The following is a 24,577-nucleotide window of genomic DNA, read 5'->3' as shown; positions in this document are numbered from 1 at the left end:
TCCGCGAGAGGTTCTCCCTATGACTGCCCCTGCCCGTGTCGCCGTGTTCTCACTCGGCGGCACCATCGCCATGGTGCCCGGCGCCAACGGCGTCGTCCCGACTTTGACCGCTGCCGACCTGCTTTCAGCGATTCCGGGGCTTGACGGTCTCGCGGTCGAGTTGACGGTCCACGACTTCAGGCGGCTTCCTGGCGCATCACTGTCCTTCGCCGACCTGATCGAGCTGGCGGCGGCCATCGAGGAGGCCGTAAGCAACGGGGCCGATGGGGTCGTGGTCACACAGGGCACTGACACGATCGAGGAGACGGCCTACGTGCTCGATCTTCTCTGCGGTGGTGACGCACCGGTGGTGGTGACGGGTGCGATGCGCAACCCCTCCATGGCCGGCGCGGACGGTCCCGCGAACCTGCTCGCGGCGATCCGGACGGCCGCCAGCGGTACAGCACGCGGACTGGGGTGCCTGGTCGTCTTCGGTGACCAGGTGCACGCGGCACGCTGGGTCCGCAAGACGCATGCCAGCAGTCCGGCCGCGTTCGTCTCCCCGAACCATGGGCCGATCGGCCACGTGGTCGAGGGGCACGTGGACATTCCCCTGCGCGTGGCGCGTGGGCCGGTCCTCCATCCCGACACATGGCGGACTGTCAAGGTGGGCCTGTTCACCGTGGCTCTGGACAGCGATGGAGAGCTTGTCGCGGCCATGGGGCAGCACGTTGATGGCCTGGTTATCAGCGCATTCGGCGTCGGGCACGTCCCAGCGGCCATGGTGCCGGCACTGGCCAAGCTCGCGTCCCGCGTCCCGGTGGTGCTTGCCTCTCGGACGGGTGCCGGCCCTGTGCACGAGAGGACGTACGGCTTCGAGGGGTCGGAGTCCGACTTGCGGGCGCGCGCTTTGATCGCGGCGGGTTACCTTGATCCCTTGAAAGCGCGCATCCTCCTCTACCTACTCCTCAAGTCAGGAGCCGATTCGTTCCAGATCAGGGAGACGTTCGCCGCGGTCGGCGGCCGTGGCCTGCGCGCCGCATCCACCACCTGGTCATCACCTGCTGTGAAGGGAACCGAGAGCGCATGCGAGCCCACGAACTGACCACCGGACGTACCTTCGGCGTCACCTTCGACCACGGCGACGACTTCATGACCGCGCTGGCGGACTTCTGCCGCGAGCACGGTATCCGACAGGGGTACATCCCGATGTTCATCGCGGGCTTCGCCGAAGCCGAGATCGTGGGTACCTGCGAGAAACTTGAGAACCCGGAAGCTCCGGTGTGGACCAAGGTCCACCTGACGAACGCGGAAGCCCTGGGCTGCGGCACCATAGCGGCCGATCCGGAGACCGGTGGCATCCTCCCGCACATCCACACCACGCTCGGGCTCAAAGAGAGGTCTGCGGATGGTTATACGAGTCACCTGCTCTCGGCGCGGGTGCTGTTCCTCACCGAGATGCTCGTGGTGGAAGTGGTGTCGCCATCGATTACCAGGCCACGGAATCCGGATCTTTATGACGTTCCTCTGCTGACGTTCGAGGGGTAGGGCCCGTAAACAACGACCTACTAACTCCGCGATGATAATAACGACAGGCAGAGGGACGCGGCCCGATGGCTACCCAGTCAGAAGTTTCGTCGCTGCGACTTTCATGAAGTCGGTCGCGCACTCCAGCGACGGTGGTGACTAGGAACGGCGTCGCGCGGCAGCGGCCACTGTCGGCGTCATTGTGTAGAAGCGTTTGCCGTCCGTGTCCTTGATGCGATGCGGAAAGATGGCAGGGCGACTGTCCGAGAGTATGAAAAATTCCGGCAGGTGTCTCCCTTTTCCTTGGGACTTTACTTCGAGAAGTGCGCTTCACTAGTCAAAACTTAGGGATGTCACTTCTGGGCGGCTCCCTAGAAGTGATCGCACCTTTTCTGCATGCCACATGAACGCTGCCGCCTGTAGTTGTACATCCCAATCGCAAGCGTCACGTGCTATGCGCTGCAGGATCTGGATCGTGCCCATGCGCAATATTTCTATAGATGTTGCGCCAACATAGGCGACCTGTTCGGGCACGAATGCTGGTCGTGTGTTCAGTACCGGGCCGGAAGCACCTATCGTCGTAGCGATTACTTGCTTGCTGCCTGCATGCACTGCAGAGTTCGATGCTAGATAGATGTATCGTAGAAGATTGCCTTGCACGGCATCCTCGATATCTTTAAACGTTATCACCCGTTTTTCGGGATTGTTTATTCCAGGTGCAGCCCAGCCATGCGAGCTCCTGAAAAAAGATGCACCCCACTGCTCGCGCGCCTTTTCTAGAACTTCTCGGTCCTGGGCGTCAAGTTCATCAGGATCCGGGGCTTCCAGTCGTGCCGATACATAATATCGTTCGGCGAGCTGGTAGCCGTCAGGCACCGGCTCGTTATTGCATATGAACCAGGCCTTGATGGACATCTCGTACAGGGTTCTCAGGCGGGCGTGCGCGCCATCATGGTACCCGTGTCGAAGCAATAGCAGAATTTCGCCGCAGTACGTCGTCATCCGTGCTTGCATTCCAGTGAGCACGAGGGTTTTGAGTGGCGGGCCGCCAAGTTCCTCCTGGATGCCGAATAGATAGCTCCGGTGAAGGTGTCTTTCCTCCTTCAGTTGGCGGGCTAGAGCGTGCACGAGTAGCTTGTTCACTAGCTCTGCGGCGGAGAGAAGCGACTCCCATGCGTCAAAGGTGACGGCGAAACGTCTGAGTATTCTGTTTTCCGTTCTTTCTGCTGTGTGTCGGCGACGCTTCTTTATGCGCCGAGCTTCCTTCAAGCTCCAGGCATGGTGCGCCGGGGCTAGTGTTTCGGTATTGTGGAGGCAATGATACGACGCTTCTAATATGGATTCCGCTATCTGTTGTTCATTTATAGGGTGGGCTAAGGACGCGATCGCCTGATTGGCTAGATCGGTGACCAGTTGCATAAATAGCGAGCGTTCTGCATCCATGATCCTTCTCCTGATGGACAGCCGATCAGGATCTCATACAAGGCAGGGGAGTGGCAAGGAGATATCCGTGTGACTTCACCCAAGACGACTGCAGACGGTCGACCCGCTCGGTTACACCTGGCGGTAGCCAGCCAGGTGGAGATCCAGGTGGAGATGGTGCGTCGTCCGTCTGCTTGACTGGGGCCGTCCATGGGCCGGACGTTCGGGCGTGCTTCCCCAGGGGGCCTCGCCCCCTTCGACCCCTAGGCGGGGGCCTGCCGGGCCCCCGCACCCCCGCGACGCCGGCCGGTGACCAAGAATGGCGGAGTGCCGTTGGCGACGACTTCATGACCGCGCTGGCGGGCTTTTGCCGCGAGCACTGCATCCAGCAGGGGTACAACTCCATGTTCATCGCAGAAAAGCTCCGGTGTGGACGAAGATGCACTTGACGAAGCGGAAGCCCTGGGCTGCGGCAGAATCGCGTCCGATTAGGAGACCGGCGGAATCCTCCCGCACATTCACACCACGCTCGGGCCCAAGGAGCGGTCCGCTTACGGTTGCACGAGTCCCCTGCTGTCGTCGCGGTCATTTTCCTCGCGGAGATGCTCATGGTGGAAGTGGTTACACCATCATTTACAGGCCCCGGAACCCTGATCTTTACGACATTCCGCTGCTGACTTTCGGACAGTAGCGTCCGGTGAACCTGGCCTGCGAGTTTCGATAAACATGGCAATCGGTTCTGGTCGGGTATGCCTGGCAGGATCGCAAGCAGAACCGCCGTCCTGTGCAGGTATAAAGTGAGCCAGAAATACTCAAAGCTGTGATTATGTGTTAAGCGAGGCCGGTATATATGTGCCGTGACATCTACTCCAGATCTCCTTGAGAAGCTGATTCTTGCCGCAATTGGCCCAATCGGAGCTGTATTGATAGGCTATCCGCTTCTAAATAGAATTACTGAAAAGGGACAAAGTCGGCGCGAAGATTACAGTCTCCGTCATGAGCTCATTACGCAAATGACTGAATGTGCGAATGCTCTCTTCTTCCTATTGCAGGAATATAACCGAGGAGTGGGTGGTACTCAGACTCCCGCGCATATAAACTCCGATAATCCTTTGCTGGATGTGCATGCACAATATAGGAAAATGCGCACGCGTGCCTATGCCTTGGAGAGTCGACTGAAGGTCTATTTTCACGATGATCGCCCATGGAGTGAGTGGCATCGCTGTACCGACCTACTTTCAACGCTATACCATAATCTTACTGCCCCAGATGAGATTAAGGCCCGCGTCCGCATGAGGAATGCCTGCCAAGAAAGCGGGCGACATTCTGGACTCAAAAGTGAAGACTTGGCGATAAATAAACTAATAATCGACGAATACTGGAATCGAGCGCTGCCGGAATCCATAAACGCGGTACTCTCTGCCGCGCTCGCCGTAGGAACGCAGTCCGTAAGAGGCGCTAAGCATGAGAGGAGCATCAATAGGGAGATCTGATGCCGAAGTTCCGCTATGCGTCGGCTCTGTCCGTGGAGTTCCTCTGGGAACTCGGCGAGAAAACCGCCATGAGGGCATACTGCGATCAGCTTGCGTAGCCTCGCAGAGGTGGTGACATGCCAACTACGCTAAAGATCGCCGATGCCGCAGCTCACTCACGAGGTTCCGCAGGGCGTGATGTCAAGGCTTCCCATCAGAGATGCGTGGTGGGCCGCTTTGGGCCGTCTGTGGGCCGTCCAGGGGCAGCCTACTTTGACAGACAGGGACAGGCGCTGACGGTCCAAGAGCCAGCTGGGACACGCATAGAGAGAGTATGCAGATGACTGTGGATGAGGCCGCCACTTCCTGCGCAACAAGCGGGCGGAGTGGCGCGACTTCCGTCGGCAGGTGACGGAGTTCGAGCTGGACCGGTACCTGCCGGTGCTCTGAAAGGGCCCCAAAGGGCAAGGTCTTCACGGGGGGCGCGCTTCGCGCGTTCTGGGACGCTCAGGCGTGCTCCCCAGGGGGCTTCGCCCCCTTCGACCCCAAGGGCAAGGTCTTCACGGGGGGCGCGCTTCGCGCGTTCTGGGACGCTCAGGCGTGCTCCCCAGGGGGCTTCGCCCCCTTCGACCCCAAGGGCAAGGTCTTCACGGGGGGCGCGCTTCGCGCGTTCTGGGACGCTCAGGCGTGCTCCCCAGGGGGCTTCGCCCCCTTCGACCCCAAGGGCAAGGTCTTCACGGGGGGCGCGCTTCGCGCGTTCTGGGACGCTCAGGCGTGCTCCCCAGGGGGCTTCGCCCCCTTCGACCCCCAGGCGGGGGCCTCCCGGCCCCCGCACCCCCGCGACGAAGGCCGGTGACCAAGAACGACGTAGTACTCGACGAGAACACTCCTGAAAGCCGCCGGTAGCACGAGGAGCGCAGGCTCAGCCTCTCGCGTTCCTGGCGCGGCGCGGTCCGCGAGATCGCCGCCGCCCACACGTCAGCCAGCGGCGTTCACTGCGAGGTCGACGTGCGGAGAGCCCGGCTGTGAGGCCGCACGAGCCCGTGAGGCCGCACGAGTCCGTGACCTTGGCCCGCGCGGAGCCGTCTGGAGTCGTGTGGAGTCCTACGTGACGTCCGGGCCCTTCGCCACGCGGCCGGACACTGAGCCCTCTTCGTCCTGAGTCCTGGCCGTCACCGGCCCAGCCGCCACACCGCCCTGCCCAGCGCGTACACGTGGCGCCCGTCCTCACTGGCGGCCAGCTCCGTGATCTCTTCGCGCACCATGTCCGGGTTCATGACGTGCCGAGCCTCGCGCGGCCGTTCCCTGGTCCAGCGCCCATCGGTCAGATGCCACAGCTCGCCGTCGTGGGTCACCGCCCACAACCCGCCACGGCCATCGTGGACGGCATCGGTGAAACGGGCGTTCCCCTCCTCGTCGGTGGGCCCGAACAGGCAGCTCCACCGCCCGGCCTTCCAACGCAGCGCGAGCAGCCTGCTGCGTGCCAGAGGCTCGAGTTCCGCGTCGTCCTCGTCCCACGTGACCATGCCGAGGGCCCAGAACTCGCCCGGCCGCGTGGGCGCCACCGCGCTCAGCTGAACCCACTTCCCTTTGACGCCGGGCACCCGCACGAGCCGCCAGGCCCGTCCGGTCCACTGCGCCAGCGGCGCACGGGCGTCCTCGTCGAGGACGACCCAAGGGGCCCGCGCTGTGCCGGTGAGCGAGGCGCCGAAGTCAGGCAGCGGCGCCTGCCGCCAGGCGCGGCCGTCCCAGCGCATCGTCCGGTCGCCCGCCATCACCCACGGACCGCGGCCGTCCACGTCCGCGCCCCCCGATGCCGGCGTCAGCGGCCCGCCATACCACGTGCCGGCCTGCCGGGAGCCGAGGCCGTACTTCTGCTGCCCGGCCCCGGTCAGCACCCAGAGGCGCTCGCCGCCGGCCGCCAGGCCCAGGCTCTTGCCGGGCCACGGCGTGGGGACGGGCTCCAGCGTGTCGCCGGTCAGGCGCCGCACCTCACCGATGCCGCCGGGGTCCTGCACGGTCAGGAGCGAGCCGTCGGCACTCACGTTCCCCTGGCTGAAGAACCCGGAAGGGCTGTCCGGGGTGACCTTGCGCCAGCCGGCGGTGACCCGGCGGGCGTGGAACTGGTCGCTCCGGCGGGGAGGGCTCTGGCAGGACGCCGGCTTCGCCCGCGTCCCGGGAGCCACGCCGATGGCCAGCGGACCGCCCGTGGCGTCCGGCCTCGTCGCGGCCGGCCGGCGCGCGGCGGGGTGTGCGTTCGTGCAGGCACTCAGCGACAGTACGGCCAGCGCTGCGGCCACCCCACAGGTGACGGCACGAGCGGACAGCGGAACCTCCATGATCATGATCGCGATCCGGGTCCACGATTATGCCTGCCGGGAGCCGCCGGCAACCAGGTGCGCAGCCCATCGGCTCGGGCGTGGCCGGGCCGGGGAACGCGACTCATGCGGGGGCCGGCAGGCCAATGCCGGGAAGCTATGCGGCTGTCTCAGCTGTCAAGGGCGGGTCGATGGTGATCGTGTAGGTCACCGCGTGGGACCTGGCCAGCTATGGCTGTTTGCGGGTGCGCGGTGAGGGCCGTGGGCTCGCAGATCTCTTAACTTCTCGGCATTGGCCTGCCGGCCCCCGCACCCCCGCGACCTCGGCCGGTGACGACCACAATCACCACGAACAAGTGGCTCATCGCCATGGCCGTAAGCGAGAGGACGTCGGGACGTCGCTCTTGGGCCTGGACGGAGTTGAGATCCGTGGGATCGCCCGGCCGCCCGCGATCCAGTCACGGCACCTACCGCGTCGCGGAATGCGCACCGCTCCGAGGACTCGACCCGTTTGCGGGAGACAGAGGGCGCAGGGCACGGTAAACGGATGACGGGTACGGCGAGCGGTCCGATGGCACAGGGCAGGACGTCCCGCCAAGAGATTGACTTACTGGGGCGGCAGGCGAGGCAGACCTTCACGGTACGCGCTCACCGGGCTCCTGGACGGCGTCGAGGCCGCTCTGGTCAGGCGCTGAACGTCTCGGGGCCGATCAGTTCCTCCCGCGACCAGGTGAGCGTGCCGGTGCGCAGGTCCTCGATGACCGAACGCAGCCACTGCTCCTCGGCCGCAGTGACGGCGCGCAGGTATTCGATCTCGAGCATGGCCACCCTCGGTACGTCGTGGGCGGCGAGGCCGGCCTCCAGCTCTGCCCGGGTCTGAGTTACCCGGCCGGCACGCCGTTCGAGTACCTGTAGCGCCTCCTGCGGGGTGGTCACTGGCAGGTGCGACAGGGCCACGGGGAACTGCGGGTATTCCTGCTTGGGCTCGGCCAGCATCTCGTCCAGCCACTGGCGGGTGACCTGACGGCCGCGGTCGGTGAGCTCATAGACGGTCCGCTCGGGATAGGACTGGTCGCGGCCTTTCTCCCAAACGGCGATCAGGCCTCCCGCGCACAGGCGGTCGATGGTCCGGTAGAGGCTCGTACGTTGGCTCACGTTGACGACCTGGTCCTTGCCCCACTGCTTGATCAACCGCTGCATGCCGTACGGATGCAAGGGCTTGTAGTGGAGCAGCGCCAGAACTGTCAGGGCGAGCGGGGACGGCGAGGTGGTCATGCCGCTCATAGTAGCTCCAAACGAACTAGTTGACATTGAACTAGTTTCAGTGAAACTATCGCAATGTCGCACGAACCTGAGGAGCAGGCATGAGCAAGGTGAAGACGGCATTGGTGATCGGCAGCGGCATCGCCGGACCGGTGACGGCACTGGCGCTGGCCAAGGCGGGCATCCAGGCGACCGTCTACGAGGCGCACCCGCAGGCCGCTGATGGTGTCGGCGCCATCCTGAGCCTGGCGCCCAACGGGCTGGACGCGCTGCAGGTCATTGAGGCGGACAAGGTCGTTCAGGCCCTAGGGCCTGTACGGAGTTGAGATCAGAGGGATCTGCCTGCCTGCTGTCCGCGATCCTGGTAGGTCTTCGCCATGGCACGTGGAGACCTCACCGACGAGGAATGGTCCTTGATCGAGCCTCACCTGCCCCTGGGTGAGCGAGGCCCGATTCCGGATCTGCGGCGGCAGTTCAACGCGGTGATGTGGCGGTTTCGCACGGGCAGTCCGTGGCGGGACCTGCCCACCGAGTACGGGCCCTGGTCCAGCACCTACGACCGGTTCCGCTCCTGGGCACTGAGCGGCGTATTCGAGCAGCTGATGCAGGCAATGATCGCCGAGGCCGCGGCCCGCGGGCAGACCGAGCTTGGCCTGGTCAGCGTGGATTCCACCACGGCCCGCGCCCACCATCACGCCGCCGGAATGGCACTCGACAGCGAGCTTGTCGAACTGCTGGAACAGGCAGCCGAGCAGGAAAAGGGGCTCCGCCAAAGGGGCAAAACCCCCGCGACGGCAACCCCGATGAAGACGGCCGAGACGAAGGGCGGCGGCTACGACGGCGGCGCAGGTTCCGGCTGACGGCGGCCAAGCTGGGCCGCTCGCGGGGCGGGCTGACCAGCAAGGTGCACCTGTCAGCTGAGCGGCGATGCCGTCCGCTGTCTTTTGTTCTCACCCCTGGCCAGGCGGGAGACAGCCCGCAGTTTCGCGCCGTGCTGGAGCGCATCAAGATTCGCCTGCCCCTCGGACGTCCGCGCACCCGCCCGGACGCGGTGGCCGCCGACAAGGCCTACTCCTCGCGCGGCAACCGCTCCTACTTACGTCGACGCCGGATCAAGGCGGTCATCCCGGAGAAGAGCGACCAGGCGGCCAACCGCAAGAAGCGCGGCTCCCGCGGCGGCCGGCCGGTCAGCCATGATCCCGATCTCTACAAGCAACGCAACACCGCAGAACGATGCATCAATCGGATCAAGGAGTGGCGTGGGCTGGCTTTCCGCTTCGACAAGACCCCCGATAGCTATCTGGCGGGTCTTCATCTACGCGGGGCCATCTTGTGGATCCGAAGCCTTCGACCGACCTGAAGATCCGAACTCCGTACAGGCGCTAGGTCAGCCTGTCCCCGCTGTGGTGATGGCCGACGGCGGCGGCAACCAACTCGCCCACTTCGGAGGCTTCCCCGGCCTGCCCGCCAGCGTGGCCATGCCCCGAGCGGAGCTGTTCCGGGCACTTGCCGACCATGCGCTGGCCGGGGGCGTGTCGATCGAGTACGGCAAACGTCTCGTCGGCGCCGAAGAGACCCCTGATGGAGTGACCGCCACCTTCTCCGACGACACCACCGCCACCGCCGACGTGCTGATCGGCGCCGACGGCATCCGCTCCACCGTCCGCACCCTCATCGACCCCGACGCTCCCGGCCCCGAATACGGCGGCGTCCTCAGCTTCGGCGGCTTCAGCTCCGACAGCGGCGTGCAGGCCGAGCCGGGCACCATGTACTTCGCCTTCGGTCGCACCTTCATCGGCTACTGGCTCTACTCGGACGGCCGCATCTGCTGGTTCGCCAGCCTCCCCCAGGCCGAGCCCCTCACCTACGCCGAGGTCCTCAGCGTCCCCGCAGCCGACTGGCTGGCGCGACTGCGCGACCTGTACGCCGGCCACGTGCCCGGCGAGAATCTCCTGGCCCGGTCCGACCCGCAGGACATGATGATCGTCGGTCCGATGGAGCGCATGCCGTCGCTACCGCGCTGGCATCGCGGTCGCATGGTGCTGGTGGGCGACTCGGCCCACGCCCCGTCTTCCAGTTCCGGGCAGGGCGCCTCCCAGGCCATCGAGAGCGCCGTCGAACTGGCCCGCTGCCTGCGCGACCTGCCCACTCCCGCCGCCGCGTTCACCGCGTACGAGAACTTGCGCCGGGCCCGGGTGGAAATGATCAGCGGCGGTGCCGCCGCGACGAACAAGGCCAAGTCCGGCCAGGCCGGGGACAAGCCCGCCATGCCCGCGCCCGAGCAGATGTTCGGCCCTGTCCACCGCCACCACATCGACTGGCACGAGACCGTCTCGGGCGAGTGACCCTCATGAGGGGCGTGGCGAACACCTGCCACGCCCCTCCACGCTTGACACGGGCGGCTGTCCTTGGGGGAGGCTTACCGGGGCCCGGCAGAACTCGACGCTGACAAAGCGACCCTCGCTGAAGCCCAGGCGGACGCCATCGCAGTGTGCGAACGGCGTTCCCCACGTGTCGTGCGGAGCGTCCGGCAGACACGCCACCAACGCCAGTTCGATCGCCCCTCCGTGCCCGACCAACAGCGCCGACCCGCCCTCCGCGACGCCGGCCACCGTGTCCGCCCAGATCGCGCGGTGGGTCTCGGCCACGGCCGCCGCGGCACGACCCTTCCGGATGATGCCGGCCAACTGCTGGTACGGCTCGGTCCACTCCCACTGCGCATGCCGAGGGATCTCTCCGGACACGTAGCCCGACGGCATCTCCGTGGTGTCGTCGACGGCGAACCCCATCGCGACGGCGGTCTCGACCGCCCGTGGGGACGAGCTGGTGACGACGCGCTCGTAGGGGCCGGCTCCAGAACCGATGAAGCGGGCCAGGGCGATGCCGTCGGCGGAGAGATGAGATCCCCGGCCGCGCATCGCGCCTTTCTTGGTCAAGCTGTGTCTGCGCACGTCCAGCCAGCGCATGAGGCGTCCTCCTTGGCGAGGCGGTGTGGTGGGAGAGGGATGAGCTCGCGAACGGCCATGTACCCATGGTCACTTTCCCGCAAAGTATCGCCGGCCCTGGGATCTGTCTTTCGTGGGTCGGGAAGAGTCGACTTGTGCCGATCAAGGTGACCCGTGAGCCGTACGTGGATCCAGTTCGATGACGCCGAGAAAGAAAGCGCTGAGAAAGAAAGCGCCGAGAAACAAAGCGCCGAGAAAAGGGGACGGGCGGGAATCGGCGAGCTGGTGGCAGCATCCCATGGCGAAGTGGGCGGGGGTGGCTGTCGCCACGCCGGTGCTGGTCGGCGTACTGGTCTGGGGAATCGAGCGAGCCGTCACGAACAACGCCAAGCCCAAGGACGAGGGCGCGCCGCTCGTGGTGAGCCTGGTTCGTCTGGAGCGGAACGGGGGCGAGCAGGCGAACGACTGGGTGTTCCCGGAGGGGTTGAAGCTGACCTCCGCCGACCTTTCCGAGCTGAACGCGCTCCCCTGGTGGAGTGCCGCTGAGGCGGAGTGGTTCCGGCGCCGGGGCGCCGTCGACCCGAACGCTTCGGTCATCAAAGTAGTGATCCGGGGTAATCGGAACGCGCCGATTCGCGTCGTCGGGATGAAGGCGGTTCCGCGTTGCCGGAGTCCGCTCGCCGGGATGCTCTTCCTGAGTTCCATGGTCGGGTCCACTCCGAACGAAGCCATCGAATTCGACCTGGACCAGGCGGACCCGCAGGCGCAACTCGCTCACGGCGATGGGACGTACGCCGAGTTCTTCCAGGAGAGAACCGTGTCGCTGAGGCGTGGCGAAGATGTCACGCTACAGATGACCGCTCGAAGCAGGACGCGGTATTGCGAGTTCGTCTTCGCCGTGGACGTTCTCACCGATGCGGGGGTCGTCACTCAGACCATCGACGACCACGGGAAGCCGTTCAAGGTCACGGCGACCCTGGAGGCCGCCGCCTACAACTCCCTCTACGTCTCCGGCCCGGCCGATCCTCTCGACAATCCGGAGAACTGGCGTCCGGTCGATCCGAAGACGTACAGGAACTAGGGGATCAGCGGGATCGCCCGCGGGGCGATGCCATGGCCTGCGGAGACCTCACCGACCGTCCCTGGGCGGTCCGCTTCCTGCCGGGATCGATATGTTTGCCGGATGACCGACTGGGACGCCGTGATCAAGGGTGACTTCGCCGTACCGGAGGGCCTGGCCGCGGCGGTCGACGAGTTGGTCGCCATGCTCGCCGCGGCGGATCCGGCGATCCGTGACGGCCAGGCATACGAGGTGCTGATCACCTGGATTCGGCGCGGTGTGCTCGACGATCGGCTGACTGCCCTCGGCGGCACGATGGTGGCGCGCCTTTCTCACGCGGACGTGCAGGCGCGGACGTTCGCACCGCTGATCCTCGCCGCCGAGGTCGAGCGGGACGCCGCCGCAGGTCTGCTGGACGCGGCCACCGTACGGCGCTGGCGGGACGCCTTCACCGCGTGGTGGCTCACCGAGAGCGACCTGCGGGGCTGGGACGACGACCTCGGCTGGCTGCACGCCATCGCCCATGGTGCCGACCTGGGCGGCTCCCTCGGCGCCTCGCCGCGGCTCACCGCCGACGAGGCGGCCGCGTTGCTGACGGTGATCATCGAGCGCGTCGTGGCGCCCACTCCCTACCGTTACGCCCACATGGAGGGGGACCGGGTGGCCCGGGCCATGATCCGGATCCTCGCCCGCCCGGAGCTGACGCCGGCCCAGGCGACCGGCTGGCTGGCCACCGTGGATCGCCTCTTCGCCACCGGCGGACCCGGCCCGGTGCCGGCCCAGGTCGCCAACGTCCTCGACGTGCTCACCGCCCTCTACGTGATGGCCGATCGCCAGCCCCTCCCTCACCGCCCGGCCATCACCGACGCCATCGCCGGCAGGCTCCACTTCGCCTTCCCCGCCTATCCCGCCACCCGCGACTGACCCCCATAGCTCGTGGTCACCCTCGGCGCGGGGCTGAACGCCTCCGAGGTCACACTCGCCGCCCACGTGTCCGACGACGAGCGGGACCACCGCCAGGTCGTCTACGCGGTGAACGTACGGACCGGCCAGGCGAGAGTGCCGGCCGTCCACCGTCCCCGGGCCGTGACGCACCTGGTCGTGCCCGGGGCGGCGCCCCTCATGTGAACCCTCCGTGCCGGACGACTTTGACCCTCCCGCCGCCGGTGCGGTACCTCTGGGAGCCGTGATAAGTGTGCGCGCGCTCGAACCCGCCGACGCCCCCGTGGTGGCGTCGTGGATCGACGGCCCCGAGGCGCTGGTGACCTGGTCGGGCAACACTTTGTTCACCTGGCCCTTCGACGGGCGGCAGTTGCTCGGCCTGAGCGCCGCCGACCCCGATCGCCGGCTCATGGTCGCCACCGGCCCCGACGGGACCCCGGTCGGGCACTTCGGGTTGCGCGCCCAGCCCGGGGGCCGGTCGGTGCGGCTCGGCATGGTGCTGGTCGCGCCCTCCGCCCGGGGGCGCGGGCGCGGGGCGGCCATGGTCGCGGCGGCGGTCGGCGCGGCCTTCGCCGACCCCCGGGTCGAGCGGGTCGAGCTGGGGGTCTACGCGCACAACGAGCGCGCCAGGAGGATCTACGAACGGCTCGGCTTCCGGGAGGGGGAGGAGCACCCGCGAAGCGTCGAGGTGGGCGGCGCGTGGTGGACGTCGACCACGATGATCCTGCCGCGCGACGCCTGGCGCCCCTCCGAGTGACGATCCGCGGGCGTTGGCCGCCGAACGCGGCGCCATTCCCGCCCGTGCGGGTCCGTGCCCGGGGCCCCGCCCGGCACTTTTTCCCGTACAGACGCATTGTTGACCGGACCCGTCCGGAGCACGCCGGGTGCGGCGATCACCCGCGCCGAATAATGCGTGTCATGCGCTCGCCGACCACGAACGTGGCCCACGGATGGCGGTACGGCCTCAGGCTCGGCATGGCCGTGACCGTCGCCGCCTGCGGGCTGCTCCCGCTGCCGTCCGCTCCGGCCGCCGCCGCGCCGCCCCCGGTCCGGCCGCCGAAGTTCCCGACGATCGCCTACGTCGCCAACAGCTGCCCCGGCATCTTCGACGACGGCGCGGTGACGCGGCTGGACACCGCCACCAACACCGTCGCCGGTCACACCCCGGCCGGCGGCTGCCCCGCCGCGATCGCGCTCAACCCGGACGGTGACCGCGCCTATGTCGCGAACCTCGCCAGGGAGGGCAAGGACGCCATCCTGGTGATGAGCACCATCAGCAACGGCGTGCTCGACGCGATCGAGGTCGACCACGGCCCCGCGGGCTTGGCGGTCACCCCGGACGGCGCCCAGGTGTACGCCACCGTCTACGACACCTACGACCTGTCGCACAACAAGGTCCTGGCGATCGACGCGCGCACCGAGTCGGTCAGCGCCACCATCCCCATCGCCGGCAATCCGGGACCGGTGGCGGTCGACCACGCCGGCCGCTGGGCCCTGGTGGGCGTCGGGCCGGGCGCCGACGGAACCTTTCCCAACCTGACCGTCGTCAACACCAGGACCAACGCCATCGCGCGGACCATCCCCCTGCCCGCCACTCCCCGGGCGATCGCCGTCCATCCCCTGCTCCACCGCGCGTACGTGACCGGGAACTACTGGGACAGCGGGCAGGTGTCGGTGATCGACACGGCGACCGGGGGCCTGCTCAGGTCCATCCCCGTCAGCGGCGCGCCCATGGGGGTGGCGGTCTCCGACGACGGCACCCGCGCGTACGTGGCCACCCTCTCGGAAAGGGGCGAGAGCGCGCTGACGGTGATCGACACAGCAGGCAACGCCGTCACGGCCGGCATCACGATCCCCGACTACCGCAGGCCGATCGGGGTGGCGCTCAGCCACGACGGCAGGACCGCCTACGTCACGACCACCACCGGCAAGAGCGACGCCGTGGTGGTGATCGACACCGCGCACAGGAGCGTCACCGCCACCATCGACGTCGGCACCGGCCTGGAGGAGGCGAACACGCAGAACATCGCGGTGGGCCGGCTCATCAGGTCCCATGCGCATCTTCCACCGGGAAAGCCCCGGCCCGGCAAGCCGGGCAAGCCCGGAAGGGCGGGCGAGTCCGGACAGGTGGAGGCGGGGCCGGCGATGGCGGCCGACGTGCTCGGCCCCCCGCCGCCGCCCGTCGGTCGCGGCTCCGTCAGGACCCCGCGGGGGACCGGCGGCCCCCTCCGGAAGGCGGTGGCGGGCCGGGCCGGCGGGTGGGCCACATCGCGGTGAGCCGCTCCACGGTCGCCCGGTAGGCGCTCTCCTGCACGGGGCTGAGCACGACGTCCACGCCCGGCCCGGCCGCCGCCAGCCGTTCGCGCAGCACGATGGACTCACCCGTGTCGGCCAGGTCGAGCAGCCCGCTGAAGCCCGCCGCCGCGACGACGAGGTCCGTGCCCGGCGGGTCGCCGCCGCTCTCCTCCAGCGCCCGCCGCACCGGTCCCGCGCCGTTCGCGCCGCGGCCGAGCGCCGCCGCGGCGGCCGACAGGGTCGCCACGTCCACCGGGTCGACGTCCACCAGGCGCAGCGGGACGAGTTCGGGCCGGCCGCCGTGCGCGTACAGCCGCCCGGCCGGAGGCGGCCCCTGACGTCCCTGGGTCGGCGCCACCGCGCGCCAGAGCCGCCGCAGCGCCGCGAGCGCGGCGCCGCCCGCCAGGGGAGGCGCCAGGGCCGCCCCGTCCTCCTCGGCGGCCCGCAGCGCGAGGAACAGCCGCTCCAGCGCGCCGATCGCGACCGCCAGGTCGTCGCCCAGGTCCGGCACGAGGACCGCGCGGGGGCCGAGGCCGTTCATCCGCTCCCCTTCCGAGGCCGTTCGCCCGCTCGGCTTCCGAGGCCGTGACGAGGCGCGCCCTCCGGCCGCCCGGCCGGCATGGTCACACCCGTGACAGTACGCCGCCCCTGCCTTCCACGCCCGTGAACGACACAGCCCCCCGCCTCTCGCGCCCGAGACAGGACGCCGTCCCCCCTCTCACGCCCCTGAACGTGACGGCGTTCCCGCGGGGGCCGCACCTGACGTGAGGGGACTTCGCGGAGTGATCAGCGTCACTTCTTACGCTGAAGTCACATGCGTGCAATTTAGCGCCCGTATCTTACGGGTACGGCTGATCCGCCACCCTCGGATCCTCTCGCGTGCGGCGCCGCGCGGCCCCGCCGCCCTGCCGGTGCGCATGGGGCGGGAAGGTTTCGTTGGGTCTGGAGTGTTATGTCCTGACGCGGGCTGATCGGCGGCCACCCCCCTGGTACGGGCCGTCCGGATCTCCGGTAATATCGGCCTGCTTTATATACAATTCCGGATTTTTCGCTGTTGAAGCGATATGGGAGGGTGAGGCATGACGACGGCTGCCCTGCAGACCGTGTTGACCGTTCCCGCGCGTTTCCGCGGACCGGCCGGAGCCGCCAACGGCGGCTGGATAGCCGGGACCATGGCGGACGCGTTCAACGACAACCGATCAGCCGTCGAAGTCACGCTGCACGCCCCCACCCCGCTGGAGACCGAGCTCCGGCTGGAGCACGTCGCCAACACCGTCACCCTCTCCGACGGCGACCGGCTGCTCGTCGAGGCCATCCCCGTGGCGCAGGACCTCGACGCCCCCGAGTTCGTCCCGTTCAAGGACGCCGCCCGCGCCGAGGCCGGCTTCGCCGGGTGGAAGGGGCACGCCTTCCCCGAGTGCTTCGCCTGCGGCCTGCGCGAGCCCGGTGACGGCCTGCGCGTCTTCCCCGGCCCGGTCGAGGGCAAGGACGTGGTGGCGGCCGGCTGGCGGGTGCCGCACACGGTGGCCGACGCCGACGGCGTGCCCGGTTCGATCGTGGGCGCGGTCCTCGACTGCATCACCGGCTGGGCGCACTTCCAGCCCGGCGAGTCGGCGCTGCTGGGCCGCCTGACCCTGCAGATCCACCGCCGCGTCTACCCGGGCGGCGCCTACTCCGCCGTGGCCCGCGCCACCGGCCGCGAGGGGCGCAAGCTGTTCGGCGAGAGCGCCGTCTACGAGGTGGACGGCACGCTGGTCGCCGCGGCCCGCGCCACCTGGATCACCCCGCGCTAGCCTCGCCAGGACGCCGAGAAGTCCGGCGGCCCCGGAACCCGCGCGGTTCCGGGGCCGTTCGCGTTCCGGCCCTCGGGGCTCAGCCGGTGAGGCGGGCGGCGACCAGCGACGCGCAGCGCTCCTCGAACAGGATCGTGTAGTGGTTGCAGTCCGGCACCACCTCGTCCTCCAGGTGCGGCAGCCGGGCCGTCCAGGCGGCGGCCAGCTCGTCCGGCAGCATGCCGACCTCCTGGTCGAGCAGCCCGCGCGGGGCCCGCAGGACGCGCAGCGGCGCCTCGATCGACGCCAGCGCGGCCCCGAGCTCCTCGGCCCCGGTCAGCAGCCAGCGGCCGTCCTCCCGGACGGCGTCCTCGACGGCGCGGGAGCGCAGCGCGCCCGGCGGCCCGGTGAGGTCGTAGCGGACGTACGCCTCGACGTCGTCGTTCCAGGAGCGCGCGAAGGCCGGGTGGGCGCGGAAGAAGGCGACGTAGTCGTCGGGCGTGGCGAACGTCCGGGACAGACGGGCCAGCGCGGGCCCGAGCGTGGCCGCCAGCGCCGTGTCCGGGTCGGTGCCCGGCGGAAGCGGCAGCGGCAGGCCGCCGTCCACCAGCACGACCCGGGCGAACGAGCGCCGGGCCGCCGCCAGGGCCGCCACGTAGGCGCCCATCGAGTGCCCGGTGAGCACCGCGCCGTCGTCGGCGCCGACGTGGTCGGCCACGCGCAGCACGTCCTCGGCGTGCCGCGGCAGCCCGTAAGGCCCAGGCAGCCCGGCGCTGTGCCCCCGGCCGCGCAGGTCCATCGCCACCATGGACCAGCCCTCCGGCAGCCGCCGTCCCACCGCCGCCCATGCCATGAGCGACGCCGATATCCCGTGGACCGCGATGATCACGCGCGGTCCGTCCCCGAACACGGCGATGCGCAGCCCGCCGACCTCGTCCACCCTCATGGACCGGATCCTAGAGACATCCCCGGGGCCGGGGACAGGGGCGCACCGGCTCCCTCCGGCCGGACGCCGCGGGGGAGACGGAATGCGGATGTTCCGGATAAATTACCCGGCATGCGCATCACCGTGATCGAGCACGAGGCCGAGGCCGGGCTCGGGTACCTGGCCGGCTGGTTCGGTCCGGTCTGTGACGTCGTCCGGCCGTACCGGGGCGAGGAGGTGCCCGAGCGGGCGGCCGACGGGCTCGTCGTGCTCGGCGGCGAGGCCGCCGCGTGGGAGGACGAGCGCTGCCCCTGGCTGCCCGCGACCCGCGAGCTGTTGCGCCGCTCCGTTCTCGACGGGACGCCCACGCTCGGGATCTGCCTCGGGGCCCAGCTCATGACGATGGCCTGCGGCGGCGTCGTCGAGCGGGGCGGCGACGGGCTGGAGGTGGGGCTGTGCGAGGTGAGCGCGCTGCCCGAGGCCGCCTCCGACCGGCTGCTGTCGGGGATCGGCACGGCGGTGGCGGTCCAGTACCACCAGGACATGATGGCGCGGCTGCCGGAGGGCGCGGTGCCGCTGATGACCGGCGCCCCCTACCCGAACCAGGCGTACCGGCTGGGGGAGAGCGCCTGGGCCGTGCAGTTCCATCCTGAGGCCACGCCCGGCATCTTCGCGTCGTGGGCCGCGTCCTCCACCCTGGAGCGGGCGGAGGAGCTGGTCAGAGCGGTCCGGGCGGCCGAGGACAAGCTGGTGTCCACCTGGCGTCCCGTGGCGGAGGCGTTCGCGTCCGTCGTCAGGGGCGGCTGAGCCGCACGCCGTACGGTGGCGGCGGCGGTGACTCAGTACCAGCGGTCACGGGCTGAGCGGCGCCGGGGCCCGGTGAGGGCGTGGGCCGCCGCGTGGACGCCCGCCAGCAGCAGCGGGACGGCTGCCACCGCGCCCAAGGTGAACGCGGCCCCGCGCGGAGCCTCCACCCCCGCCGCGCGCAGCCGCCGCCGCGCCCACACGGTGAACGGGATGACGACGAGCGGCGAGGTCACCACGCCCGGCGTGTAGCCGCCGGTGAGCGCCGCCTGCGCGAGGTGCCCGACCCCGTGCAGCCCGAACGCCGCCAGCGCCGCCTGGAACACCGGGCTCCGCCCGCCCGTGCGCGCCCCCGCGGCCGACAGCGCCGCCACGGCCCCGCCCATGAGGCCGATCGCCACGGTCGCGTGCGCCCGCGACACGTCCAGCCGCTCCCACGGGACGCCGGGCAGGCGCCGTTCGAGCCGGGGGCGCGCCCGCCCCGCCCATCCGGGCATCGTGACGAGCTCCTCGGCGTCGTGCAGCGCCCAGGCGGCCAGCAGCCCCCACGTCACGGCCGCCGGGACCCCGCCCGTGCCCGTGCGCCGGGTCTCCGTCGATTCCTCCATGCCGGCTCCCTCCTTCAAATGCAACGCAACGTTGCGTTGCACTCTACGCCGGTCGCCGGACGGCCTGTCAAGATGGAGGGGTGCCGAGGATCGAGTCCACCGCCGCCAGGCTCGCCAAGCTCGGGTTCGCCGACGGGGCGACCGCCGCGCGGCTCGTCGAGCAGTCCGGCGGCGAGCTGGACGACCTGCTCGACGGGCTGGTCGAAGTCGCCGACCCCGACCTGGCGCTGCTGTCGCTCACCCGGCTGGCCGAGCGCGCCCCCCAGGCGATCGGCGCGCTGAAGGCCGACGAGCGGCTGCGCGAGCGCGCCCTGGCCGTGCTCGGCGTGAGCGCCGCCCTGGGCGACCACCTCGTCCGCCACCCCGGCCACCTCCACCTGCTGGCAGCCGATCCGGGTGACCCCCGCGACGACCTGCTGCGCGCCGTGGCCGCCGACCCCGCCGACCCGCTGCCCCGCGCCGGCTCCGCCCAGCAGCCGTCAGAGCCCGGTTCACCCGCGCGTCCGGACGATCCTGCGGCCCGCGCCGGCTCGGCCGCGACGACGGGTGACCCCATGGTCGCGCTGCGCGTCGCCTATCGGGGGCGGCTGCTGGGCCTGGCCGCCCGCGACCTCACCGGCCGCGCCTCGCTCAGCGAGGTGACCGCCGAACTGTCCGACCTCGCCGGCGCTGCCCTGGAGGCGGCCCTGGCCGTCGCCCGCACCCAGGTCGAGGCCGACGACGTACGGCTCGCGGTCATCGGCATGGGCAAGGCCGGCGCCCGCGAGCTCAACTACATCAGCGACGTAGACGTGATCTTCGTGGCCGAGCCGCGCGAGGGCGCCGACGAGACCAAGGCGCTGCGCGCCGCGACCCGGCTGGCCCAGGCCATGATGCGGGTCTGCTCGGCCGCCACGCCCGAGGGCGCGCTGTGGGAGGTGGACGCCGGGCTGCGCCCCGAGGGCCGCAACGGGCCGCTGGTGCGCACCCTGGCCAGCCACCTCGCCTACTACGGCCGGTGGGCCAAGACGTGGGAGTTCCAGGCGCTGCTCAAGGCCCGTCCGATCGCCGGCGACCTGGAGCTCGGCGCCGCCTACGTCGAGGCGGTCAACGAGCTGGTCTGGTCGGCCGCCACCCGCGACCGCTTCGTCGAGGACGTGCAGGCGATGCGCCGCCGCGTCGAGGAGCACGTGCGCGCCGAGGGTGAGCGGCAGATCAAGCTGGGCCCGGGCGGGCTGCGCGACATCGAGTTCGCGGTGCAGCTCCTCCAGCTCGTCCACGGCCGGCTCGACCCGCTGCTGCGCCGCCGCGCCACGCTCCCGGCGCTCGCCGCGCTGTCGCGGGGCGGGTACGTCGGCCGCGACGACTCGCGCGGCCTGGCCGAGGCGTACACGTTCCTGCGCCAGGTCGAGCACCTGCTCCAGCTCCACCGGATGCGGCGCACCCACGTGCTGCCCACCGACCCCGCCGCCCTGCGCCGCCTGGGCCGCGCGCTCGGCATGCAGGCCGACCCGGTGGGGGAGTTCACCGCCCGCTGGCGCCGCCACGCGCGCGAGGCCAGGCGGCTGCACGAGAAGCTGTTCTACCGGCCGCTGCTCCAGGCCGTCGCCCGGCTGCCCGACACCGAGACCCGGCTGTCGACCGCGGCGGCGGCCGCGCGGCTGCGCGCCCTCGGCTACGTCGACCCCGACGGCGCGCTGCGCCACATCGCCGCCCTCACCTCCGGCGTGTCGCGGCGCGCGGCCATCCAGCGCACCCTGCTGCCGGTCATGCTCGGCTGGTTCGCCGACACGCCCGACCCCGACGCCGGGCTGCTCGGCTTCCGGCAGGTCAGCGACAAGCTCGGGGCCACGCCGTGGTACCTGCGGCTGCTGCGCGACGAGACCGCCGTGGCCGCCCGCATGGCCCGCGTGCTCGGCGCCAGCCGCTACGCCACCGGGCTGCTCATGCACGCCCCCGACGCCGTGGCGCTGCTCGGCTCCGACGCCGACCTCGCGCTGCGCTCCGCCGAGGCGCTGCGGGCGGAGGCGTCCGCCGCGGTGACCCGGCACGCCGCCGACCCGGCCGGCGCCGTGGCCGCCGTGCGGGCGCTGCGGCGCAGGGAGCTGTTCCGCACGGCCGTCGCCGACCTGTTCGGGCTGGCCGGGATCGAGCAGGTCGGGGTGGCGCTGTCCACGCTCAACGACGTGACGCTCCAGGCCGCGCTGGACGCCGCGATCGCCAAGCTGAGCGCGGCGCGAGGCGCCCCGCCGCCCACCCGCTTCGCCCTCATCGCCATGGGCCGGCTCGGCGGCATGGAGTCGTCGTACGCCAGCGACGCCGACGTCATGTTCGTCCACGACCCGCACCCCGGGGCGGACGAGCGGGAGGCCGGCGAGGCCGCGTTCGCCGTCGCCAACGAGCTGCGCCGCCTGCTCAGCCTGCCCGCGCCCGACCCGCCGCTGCTCATCGACCCCGACCTGCGGCCCGAGGGCCGGCAGGGCCCGCTGGTGCGCACCCTCGCCTCCTACCGGGCCTACTACGCGCGCTGGTCGTCGCCGTGGGAGGCGCAGGCGCTGCTGCGGGCCCGCTTCTCCGCCGGCGACGCCGCGCTGGGCGAGGAGTTCCGCGCGATGGCCGACGAGCTGCGCTACCCGGCCGGCGGCCTGCGCGAGGAGTCCGTACGCGAGATCCGGCGCCTGAAGGCCCGCATGGAGGCCGAGCGGCTGCCGCGCGGCGCCGACCCCGCGCTGCACACCAAGCTCGGCCCCGGCGGCCTGTCCGACGTCGAGTGGGTGGCGCAGCTCCTCCAGCTCCGCCACGCCGGGGTGGTCCCGTCGCTGCGCACCACCCGCACCCTGGAGGCGCTGCGCGCGGCCGTCGCCGAGGGGCTGCTGCGGGCCTCCGACGAGGAGGTGCTGGCCGAGGCGTGGCAGTGCGCCTCCCGCATCCGTGACGCGATCATGCTGGTCAAGGGGCGGCCCGGCGACAGCGTGCCCGCCGACGCCCGCGAGCGGATGCGGCTGGCCCGCACACTCGGCTACCCGCCCGACGGCTCCGAGGACTTCCTCGACGACTACCGCCGCGTCACCCGCCGTGCCCGCCAGGTCGTGGAACGCGTCTTCTACGGCTCCTGAGCCGTTGCGCCCCCCGCCCGCGCGGGTGTATGCAAGGCGCGGGGTGATCACTTTGCTGTCGCTTTACGTGGATCTGGCCTTAGGTCTCGTGCTGTCGTTCCTGCTGCTGTCGCTGCTCGTCAGCGGGCTGAACGAGGCGTTCGTCCGGCTGCTCGCCATCCGCAGCAAGTTCCTGTGGGCGTACCTGCGCGACACCATGGACGGCAGCGACCAGGAGGGCAGGAGCTGGCTGCCCGCCAGCGTGCGCGAGGTGTTCGCCGTGCTGCCGTTCACCCGGGACCCGCGCCCCCGGCACAGCGACCAGCCCGCGCCGCCCGAGGCCGGCGAGCTGCCCGCCAAGGAGACCAAGGCCGAGGACGCCATGATCAACCTCCTCTACCAGCGGGTCCGCGAGATCGACCACCCCAAGCAGGGCCGCACCAGCATCGCCAACCTGCCGCCGGGCCGGTTCGCCACCGCGATGATGGAGCTCGCGGCGGCCGAGGACGGCGGCGTCGAGGGGCTGCTGGCCAAGCTCAAGGCCATGGGCAGCCCCCTGCACGGCCACCTCCTGGGTGTGTGGGAGAGCGCGCAGCGCGACATGGAACGCTTCCGGGCCGGGGTCGAGACGTGGTTCGACGGCGAGATGCAGCGCCTGTCGATGCTGTACCGGCGCTACGTCAAGTGGGTCGTGGCCGCGCTCGGCCTGGTGGTGACGCTGGTGTTCACCATGGACGGGCTGGAGTACGCCAAGACGCTGCTGCGCGACAACGCCTTCCGCGCCTCCGTGACGGCCGTGGCCGAGTCCGGGCCCGACGCCTACGGCGAGCTCAAGGCCCGCTGCGAGAACGCCAACCCGGTGCCCTGCATCACCGACACCCTCAGCCAGCCCGCCCTGGTCAAGGTCTTCGACCACGCTCTCGTGAGCCTGTCGATCCCCGAGGACGGCGACCCGGCCGTCCACTGGAACGGCGCCACCTGGTGGGACCGGCTCACCACGCTCAGCCACTGGCCCGGCTACCTCATGACGTACGTGGCGCTGCTGTTCGGCGCGCCGTTCTGGTGGGACGTGCTGCGCCGCCTCACCGGCATCCGCTCGCGCCGCTAGCTGTATTGACCCGCAGCGTTGTTGACGCGAGTGATCGGGGGTCGGCCTCCGAGAGCGGTGTGGCAGCGGTGGTGATTGTAGGTGTGCAGGAAGTCTTGCAGAGCGGCGGTGCGTTCGTCGTTGCTGGCGTAGGGGCGGATGTAGGCCCATTCCTCCAGCAGGGTGCGGTTGAAGCGTTCGACCTTGCCGTTGGTCTGGGGCCGGTAGGCGCGGGTGCGTTTGCCGGTCGCTCCGATGTCGGCCAGGGCTTGGCGCCAGGTGGTGCTGCGGCGGTAGGCCAGGGCGTTGTCGGTCAGCACGCGTTCGATCGTGGGGATGCCCAGGCCGGCGAAGTAGGTGGTGGCGCGGCGTAGGAAGGCGGCGCAGGTGGTGGCCTTCTCGTCAGGGTGGATCTCGCTGTAGGCGATGCGGGTGTGGTCGTCGACGGCCGAGTGGATGTAGTCGTAGCCGACGGTGCGGCTGGGGTGGTGGCTGCGTTGGTCGCGGCCGTGGATGCGCCAGCCGCCGCCGTCGGGGATGCGGCCGATCTTCTTGACGTCCACGTGCACGAGCTCGCCGGGGCGATCGCGTTCGTAGCGGCGGATCAGCTGGCCGGTGGGCCGGTCCAGCCATGCCAGCCGGTGCAGGCGATGTCTGGTGAGGATCCGATGCACGGTGGAGGTCGCCAGCCCGAGGATGGGCCCGATACGGGCCGGACCGAGCTTACGGCTGGTACGCAGCCGGCATACCTGACGCTCCATGTGGGCGGGGGTGCGGTGCGGCGTGGTGTGGGGCCGGCTGGGACGGTCGTGCAGGCCCGCCTCGCCCTGTTCGCGCCATCGACGTATCCATTTGTGGGCGGTGGGCCGGGAGATGCCCATTTCAGCGGCCACATGCGCGACCGGCCTGCCGGACAGGACGCGTTCAACGAGCAGACGCCGGCCATGAATGGTCAGCCGGGCGTTACGGTGGGACACGAGGCCTCCGCGCGGTGAAGATTCGACACCTACACCACACCGGAGGCCTCTCCTTTGATCAAGACCCCACTGTTAACAACGCTCGTGGTCAATACAGCTAGCCTCGG

Annotated in this window: 21 protein-coding genes and 1 pseudogene; 14 read left to right on the top strand and 8 right to left on the bottom strand. The window is 69.9% G+C overall.

Translation table 11 applies throughout. The features are described 5' to 3' along the window. The first annotated feature begins 19 nt into the window (after positions 1-19). Positions 20-1,084: an asparaginase gene (locus HD595_RS03195; RefSeq protein WP_253765481.1), complete on the top strand. Its 1,065-nt coding sequence runs from the start codon at positions 20-22 to the stop codon at positions 1,082-1,084. Beyond that, positions 1,066-1,527, top strand: a complete 462-nt coding sequence (locus HD595_RS03190) for a PPC domain-containing DNA-binding protein (RefSeq protein ID WP_253765480.1) — start codon at positions 1,066-1,068, stop codon at positions 1,525-1,527. The genes HD595_RS03195 and HD595_RS03190 overlap by 19 nt, the downstream gene beginning before the upstream one ends. Positions 1,528-1,839: 312 nt before the next feature. On the opposite strand, the gene HD595_RS03185 is transcribed toward HD595_RS03190, so the two are convergent. From HD595_RS03185 to HD595_RS03175, 3 genes are all read right to left on the bottom strand, one after another. Then, positions 1,840-2,949 (bottom strand): DUF5677 domain-containing protein, encoded by a 1,110-nt coding sequence (locus HD595_RS03185; RefSeq protein ID WP_253765479.1) that lies wholly within the window; start codon positions 2,947-2,949, stop codon positions 1,840-1,842. Between the two features lie 2,623 nt (positions 2,950-5,572). After that, positions 5,573-6,745 (bottom strand): hypothetical protein, encoded by a 1,173-nt coding sequence (locus tag HD595_RS03180; RefSeq protein WP_253765478.1) that lies wholly within the window; start codon positions 6,743-6,745, stop codon positions 5,573-5,575. A 657-nt stretch (positions 6,746-7,402) separates the two neighbouring features. Then, positions 7,403-7,993: a PadR family transcriptional regulator gene (locus HD595_RS03175; protein ID WP_253765477.1), complete on the bottom strand. Its 591-nt coding sequence runs from the start codon at positions 7,991-7,993 to the stop codon at positions 7,403-7,405. 89 nt (positions 7,994-8,082) lie between these two features. Between HD595_RS03175 and HD595_RS03170 the strand changes: the two genes are divergently transcribed. The 3 genes and pseudogenes from HD595_RS03170 to HD595_RS03160 all read left to right on the top strand — a co-directional run bounded on the left by HD595_RS03170 (position 8,083) and on the right by HD595_RS03160 (position 10,326). Further along, positions 8,083-8,307 carry an FAD-dependent oxidoreductase gene (locus HD595_RS03170; protein WP_253765476.1) on the top strand — a complete coding sequence of 75 codons (225 nt, stop codon included), beginning with the start codon at positions 8,083-8,085 and terminating at the stop codon, positions 8,305-8,307. Positions 8,308-8,358: 51 nt separating this feature from the next. Beyond that, a pseudogene (locus HD595_RS03165) lies at positions 8,359-9,341 on the top strand (IS5 family transposase). Positions 9,342-9,390: 49 nt separating this feature from the next. Next, entirely contained in the window at positions 9,391-10,326 is a 936-nt protein-coding gene (locus tag HD595_RS03160; protein WP_253781031.1) for an FAD-dependent monooxygenase, read from the top strand. Positions 10,327-10,329: 3 nt separating this feature from the next. Here the strand turns inward: HD595_RS03160 and HD595_RS03155 are convergent, their stop codons facing one another. After that, positions 10,330-10,947 carry a histidine phosphatase family protein gene (locus HD595_RS03155; protein WP_253765475.1) on the bottom strand — a complete coding sequence of 206 codons (618 nt, stop codon included), beginning with the start codon at positions 10,945-10,947 and terminating at the stop codon, positions 10,330-10,332. A gap of 178 nt (positions 10,948-11,125) precedes the next feature. Between HD595_RS03155 and HD595_RS03150 the strand changes: the two genes are divergently transcribed. From HD595_RS03150 to HD595_RS03130, 5 genes are all read left to right on the top strand, one after another. Further along, positions 11,126-12,007, top strand: a complete 882-nt coding sequence (locus HD595_RS03150) for a hypothetical protein (protein WP_253765474.1) — start codon at positions 11,126-11,128, stop codon at positions 12,005-12,007. Positions 12,008-12,109: 102 nt separating this feature from the next. Then, positions 12,110-12,910 carry a DUF2785 domain-containing protein gene (locus HD595_RS03145; protein WP_253765473.1) on the top strand — a complete coding sequence of 267 codons (801 nt, stop codon included), beginning with the start codon at positions 12,110-12,112 and terminating at the stop codon, positions 12,908-12,910. 12 nt (positions 12,911-12,922) lie between these two features. Continuing rightward, the gene (locus HD595_RS03140) at positions 12,923-13,114 is read left to right on the top strand and encodes a hypothetical protein (RefSeq protein ID WP_253765472.1); all 192 of its coding nucleotides are present in this window, start codon (positions 12,923-12,925) and stop codon (positions 13,112-13,114) included. A gap of 58 nt (positions 13,115-13,172) precedes the next feature. Next, positions 13,173-13,685, top strand: coding sequence for a GNAT family N-acetyltransferase (locus HD595_RS03135; protein WP_253765471.1), 513 nt, complete (start codon positions 13,173-13,175; stop codon positions 13,683-13,685). Positions 13,686-13,846: 161 nt separating this feature from the next. Next, a complete protein-coding gene (locus HD595_RS03130; RefSeq protein ID WP_253765470.1) occupies positions 13,847-15,205 on the top strand; it encodes a YncE family protein in 1,359 nt (452 codons plus the stop codon). Here HD595_RS03130 and HD595_RS03125 read toward each other — a convergent pair. Further along, positions 15,126-15,764, bottom strand: a complete 639-nt coding sequence (locus tag HD595_RS03125; protein ID WP_253765469.1) for a hypothetical protein — start codon at positions 15,762-15,764, stop codon at positions 15,126-15,128. The genes HD595_RS03130 and HD595_RS03125 overlap by 80 nt on opposite strands. A 538-nt stretch (positions 15,765-16,302) precedes the next feature. On the opposite strand from HD595_RS03125, the gene HD595_RS03120 reads away from it, so the two are divergent. Next, positions 16,303-17,016 carry a PaaI family thioesterase gene (locus HD595_RS03120; protein ID WP_253765468.1) on the top strand — a complete coding sequence of 238 codons (714 nt, stop codon included), beginning with the start codon at positions 16,303-16,305 and terminating at the stop codon, positions 17,014-17,016. Between the two features lie 79 nt (positions 17,017-17,095). On the opposite strand, the gene HD595_RS03115 is transcribed toward HD595_RS03120, so the two are convergent. Continuing rightward, a complete protein-coding gene (locus HD595_RS03115) occupies positions 17,096-17,941 on the bottom strand; it encodes an alpha/beta hydrolase (protein WP_253765467.1) in 846 nt (281 codons plus the stop codon). Between the two features lie 111 nt (positions 17,942-18,052). Here HD595_RS03115 and HD595_RS03110 point away from each other — a divergent pair, with 111 nt between their 5' ends. Beyond that, positions 18,053-18,727, top strand: a complete 675-nt coding sequence (locus tag HD595_RS03110; protein WP_253765466.1) for a type 1 glutamine amidotransferase — start codon at positions 18,053-18,055, stop codon at positions 18,725-18,727. Between the two features lie 32 nt (positions 18,728-18,759). Here the strand turns inward: HD595_RS03110 and HD595_RS03105 are convergent, their stop codons facing one another. Continuing rightward, positions 18,760-19,332, bottom strand: a complete 573-nt coding sequence (locus tag HD595_RS03105; protein WP_253765465.1) for an HXXEE domain-containing protein — start codon at positions 19,330-19,332, stop codon at positions 18,760-18,762. 80 nt (positions 19,333-19,412) lie between these two features. Here HD595_RS03105 and HD595_RS03100 point away from each other — a divergent pair, with 80 nt between their 5' ends. Both HD595_RS03100 and HD595_RS03095 read left to right on the top strand, forming a co-directional pair. Beyond that, positions 19,413-22,427 (top strand): bifunctional [glutamine synthetase] adenylyltransferase/[glutamine synthetase]-adenylyl-L-tyrosine phosphorylase, encoded by a 3,015-nt coding sequence (locus tag HD595_RS03100; protein ID WP_253765464.1) that lies wholly within the window; start codon positions 19,413-19,415, stop codon positions 22,425-22,427. Positions 22,428-22,494: 67 nt separating this feature from the next. Beyond that, positions 22,495-23,514 carry a hypothetical protein gene (locus HD595_RS03095; protein ID WP_253765463.1) on the top strand — a complete coding sequence of 340 codons (1,020 nt, stop codon included), beginning with the start codon at positions 22,495-22,497 and terminating at the stop codon, positions 23,512-23,514. On the opposite strand, the gene HD595_RS03090 is transcribed toward HD595_RS03095, so the two are convergent. Further along, positions 23,511-24,470, bottom strand: coding sequence for an IS481 family transposase (locus HD595_RS03090; protein ID WP_253765462.1), 960 nt, complete (start codon positions 24,468-24,470; stop codon positions 23,511-23,513). The two genes, HD595_RS03095 and HD595_RS03090, sit on opposite strands and share 4 nt — an antisense overlap. Between the last annotated feature and the right edge of the window lie 107 nt (positions 24,471-24,577).

It is taken from the genome of Nonomuraea roseoviolacea subsp. carminata (assembly GCF_024172185.1).
GTDB lineage: Bacteria > Actinomycetota > Actinomycetes > Streptosporangiales > Streptosporangiaceae > Nonomuraea > Nonomuraea roseoviolacea.
The sequence above is the reverse complement of the archived record's forward strand: the minus strand, read 5'-3'. Positions and strand labels throughout refer to the sequence as shown.